This is a genomic window from Mesorhizobium sp. M7A.F.Ca.CA.003.01.2.1, assembly GCF_003998945.1.
Classification (GTDB): Bacteria; Pseudomonadota; Alphaproteobacteria; order Rhizobiales; family Rhizobiaceae; genus Mesorhizobium; species Mesorhizobium ciceri.
This window is the reverse complement of sequence record NZ_RZRA01000572.1, coordinates 1-3,692: the sequence shown is the minus strand read 5'-3', so window position 1 is coordinate 3,692 and position 3,692 is coordinate 1. Positions and strand designations below refer to the sequence as shown.

At 59.9% G+C, this 3,692-nt stretch carries 5 protein-coding genes; all 5 read right to left on the bottom strand.

Features of this window, described 5'->3' with window-relative positions:
* The coding region (locus EN969_RS21315) for a Gfo/Idh/MocA family oxidoreductase (RefSeq protein WP_164758398.1) at positions 1-366 on the bottom strand (366 nt) is incomplete at its 3' end.
* A gap of 11 nt (positions 367-377) precedes the next feature.
* Positions 378-1,199: a sugar phosphate isomerase/epimerase gene (locus EN969_RS21310; protein ID WP_063167590.1), complete on the bottom strand. Its 822-nt coding sequence runs from the start codon at positions 1,197-1,199 to the stop codon at positions 378-380.
* Positions 1,200-1,262: 63 nt separating this feature from the next.
* Positions 1,263-2,105: a carbohydrate ABC transporter permease gene (locus EN969_RS21305; protein ID WP_013532946.1), complete on the bottom strand. Its 843-nt coding sequence runs from the start codon at positions 2,103-2,105 to the stop codon at positions 1,263-1,265.
* A 5-nt stretch (positions 2,106-2,110) separates the two neighbouring features.
* A complete protein-coding gene (locus EN969_RS21300; RefSeq protein ID WP_063167589.1) occupies positions 2,111-3,007 on the bottom strand; it encodes a sugar ABC transporter permease in 897 nt (298 codons plus the stop codon).
* A gap of 138 nt (positions 3,008-3,145) precedes the next feature.
* Positions 3,146-3,692 (bottom strand): extracellular solute-binding protein (locus EN969_RS21295; protein WP_127419367.1); only part of this gene is annotated, 547 nt, incomplete at its 5' end.

The following is a 3,692-nucleotide window of genomic DNA, read 5'->3' as shown; positions in this document are numbered from 1 at the left end:
GCCCGAGCGCCTGACCGCCTGGGCCAGCGCCTCGCCTTCCTCCACCGAGGTGCCGATCGGCTTTTCGCACAGGACATGCTTTCCCGCATCGAGCGCCTTGATCGACATCGGCACGTGATAGGCGTCCGACGTGGCGACGATCACCGCTTCCAGTTCGGGATCGGCGAGCATGGCGTCGTAGTCGGCATACATCTTTTGCGGCTCGTAGGTGGCGCCCATGCGGGCGAGCAGATCGGGTGCCGCGTCGCAGATGGCGTAGAGGTCGGCATTCCCAGCCTTCACGCAGGATTGCAGATGCGCGAACTGCGCGATGGGGCCGCAGCCGAGCACACCGACCCTGAGGCGTCTGTCCTGTTTCTTGATCATCGTCTCGTTCTTCAGGCGCCCAAGCTGCGCATTGTCTGGCGGTTGGTTTTTACCGCGCCGGCGGGATCGGCGGCGGCCGTTTCGGATTCCTCCTCCAGCACCAGCCAGCCGTTGAAGCGCGGTGCGGTGTTGGCGATCTCGATCACCGCCGGCGTGTCGCAGACGCCCTTGCCGAGCATGGCCCAGCTGCCGTTGGCATCGACGTCCTTGAGGTGGATGTAGCGGATGCGGTCGCGGTAGGTGCGCAGCGTATCGGACATGTCCTTGTGGCCGCGCAGTATATGGCCGGTATCCGGTACCCAGCCGACCAGGTCGGGGTCGAGCAAGGCAAAGATCGCGTCGTAATCGGCGCGGTCGAACAGCAGCGTGTTGTGGTGCGAGCTGGGATGCACCGCGACCTGAACACCGTCCCTGCGGCCAAGCTCGCCGGCCTGGTTGTAGACCTCGGCCGCGATGGCGAACTTCTCGTCGCGCGGGCCGTCGGACACCACCGTGGCCGAGCCCATCGACACCAGCGCATTCGGGAAGGCGGCGGCGAAATCGATCCAGCGTTTGGCGGTTTCGAGGTCGGCGCCGATCTCCTCCTTCGACGTAAAACCGCTGTGCGAGCCAAAGGCGAAGGAAACCAGCGTCAGCCCCCACGCCTTCAGCGCGGCGGCGAACTCCTCCGGCTTGTTGCCATAATGTCCGATCATGGTGTCGGTGATCTCGATGCCGGCATAGCCACCGTCAGAGATCGCCCTCAGCAGATCGTCGGGGCCGCCGGTGAACCGGTCTCCCAGCATTTCCCAGGTGAAGGTCTGGCAGCCGACTTTGAGGTCTTTCACGTTCATCCTTTCAATCCTTGATACCGCTTATTGATTGATGCCACCCTGCGTCGCCGTGGGATGAACATCCTACTTGACCGAGCCCGCGGTCATGCCGGCGAGGAAGTATCTCTGGGCAACGAGGTAGATGAGCAAGAGCGGTAGCGAGCCGAGCACGCTCATCGCCATCATCTGGTTCCATTCGAAGGCATGCTGCCCCATCAACAGCTGGATGCCGATCGGGACCGTGCGCATGGACGTCGACTTCGTCAGCGTCAGCGCAAAGAGAAATTCGTTCCAGCACAACAGGAAGGTGTAGACCGACGTCGCCACGATACCAGGCAGTGAAATCGGGACAATCACCCGCCAAAGCGCGGTCCAGCTGCTGCCGCCGTCGACAGCCACGGCTTCATCGAGATCGCGGGGCAAGGTGTTCAGATATCCCGTCATCAGCAGGATCGCGTAGGGCAGCGTAAACACCAGGTAGGTCAGGATCAGTGCGACATAGGTGTCGAAGATACCGTATGAGACGACAAGCCCGAAGAAGGGGATCAAAAGTGTGATCGGCGGAATCGTCTGCGTGCTGATGATGATTGTGTTCAGGCTGCCCTTGCCGCGGAAATTGAAGCGGCTGAACCCGTAGGCCGCCAGCAAGGCGATCAGCACCGTCAGCACGGTCACCGCTCCCGCCACGAAATAGCTGTTGAAGAAGAAGCGCAGCTTTACCGGGTCGCCAAGGATGGCTGCATACGCTTCCAGCGTGAACGCCTTTGGCAGGATGGTTGGCGGCAGGGCAAAGATTTCGGTATTCGATTTGAACGAGCTGCTCAGCATCCAGTAGATCGGGAATGCCGCGAAAAAGAGCCCTGCTGCAAGCGCTACATGGAGCGCCACGGTGATCAGCCTGTCTTTCGGCGTGTGCCTTTTCCTCATGGTGATTACCGAGCCTTTTGATAGCGAATATAGAACAGCGTCAGGCCGAGAGAGATCAGCAGGATGACCACGGCGCTGGCCGAAGCCTGCGACAGGTTGTAGCTCGAAAATGCCAGCTTGTACGTGTAGGTGCTGAGGACCTCGGTCGAGTAGATCGGGCCACCGCCCGTCGTTATCCAGATTAGCGGGAAGACCTGCATGGTCCAGATGAAGTCGAGCAGCGAGATGCTGATGATGATCGGCATCAGCTGCGGAATGGTGATGAAGATCAGCTTCTGGTAGGCTTTCGCCCCGTCGATATCGGCGGCCTCGTAGAAATCCTTGGGAATGCCCTGCAAACCCGCGAGCAAACTGACCATGAAGAGCGGGTAGCCCGCCCAGATATTGGCAAAAGTGACTGCATGCAGCGCGGTCTCAGGCGAGGAAAACCATTCGACCTTGGAACCGATGATGCCGATTTGCATGAGAATACTGTTCACGACACCGTTCGGCTCAAGCAGGAGGCGCCAGATCACGGCGATGATCACCGCGGTGAACAGCCAGGGCAGTATGTAGAGCACACGCAGAATATTGCGCAGCGTCGGATTGATGCGGTCGCTGTTCAGCATGAGCGCGAAGACCATGCCGATGGTCATGTGGAAAATGACACTCATGCATGTGAAGTAGAGCGTGTGCCACAGCGAAGCCCAGAACACGGGGTCGTCGAAGATCGCCTGGTAGTGCTTCAGTCCGGCAAAGGATGGGTCACGACGCAGCACCGCGCTGTTCTGGAACGAGTAGGCAATCACCGTCACCATCGGCAGCAGCATCAGGAGCCCGACTATGAGCAGCGCGGGCGACAGATAGAGGTAGGGTGCGACCGCTCGTTTGAGCTTGTGGTGGGAGCGCTTTTGCCGGGTCATGTGCCAACCTTGGGATACGCCTTCAAGGGAAGGTAAGCTTTCGAAAACAAGTCCACTCAGAATGCCGATCCGTTGTTGCCGGGTGGCCTGCCCGAAGTCAGGTCACCCGGTCGAAGACAGCAAACGGGAACAGGCCGATCAGAATTTCGCCATCCAGCCCTTCTGAGCGGCGGCGGCGGCTTGTTCCGGAGACTGCTCGCCGGCGAGCATCTTCTGGGCTTGCACGTCGAACTGGGTCATCAGGTCTTCAGCCACCGGCAGGCCCGTGAACTCATTGGCGAGATGACCGGTCTTGAAGATTTCAAAAGCCTTGCCGAAAGCCTTGTCCGAGGTCACGAAATCGGGCTTGGCGTTGACGTTGCCCGGGAAGGCGTTTGCAAGCGACACGAGCTTGGCGTTGACCTTTTCACTCATCAGATATTGGACGAGTTTCCAGGCCTCTTCCTGATGTTTCGAAGCCGCAGAGATGCCGATGCCCCAGGAGGCATAGGGAAGGCCGCGCTTGCCGGTATAGTTTTCCACGACAGGGACCGGGATGAGGTCGAAGTTCAGCTTGGGATTGCGCTTGCGGATGAGGTTCACATGCGCGAGCGAGTCGATCATCATCCCGACGCGGTTGTTGACGAACTCCTCGACCTTTTCCTGCTCGGTCTTGGTGGCGATGCCGGGCGAGATGGTGCCGGCG

Coding starts and splice junctions, on each gene's coding strand:
- EN969_RS21310 (WP_063167590.1), bottom strand. CDS start 1,199: ATGAACGTGAAAGACCTCAAAGTCGGCTGCCAGACCTTCACCTGGGAA.
- EN969_RS21305 (WP_013532946.1), bottom strand. CDS start 2,105: ATGAGGAAAAGGCACACGCCGAAAGACAGGCTGATCACCGTGGCGCTC.
- EN969_RS21300 (WP_063167589.1), bottom strand. CDS start 3,007: ATGACCCGGCAAAAGCGCTCCCACCACAAGCTCAAACGAGCGGTCGCA.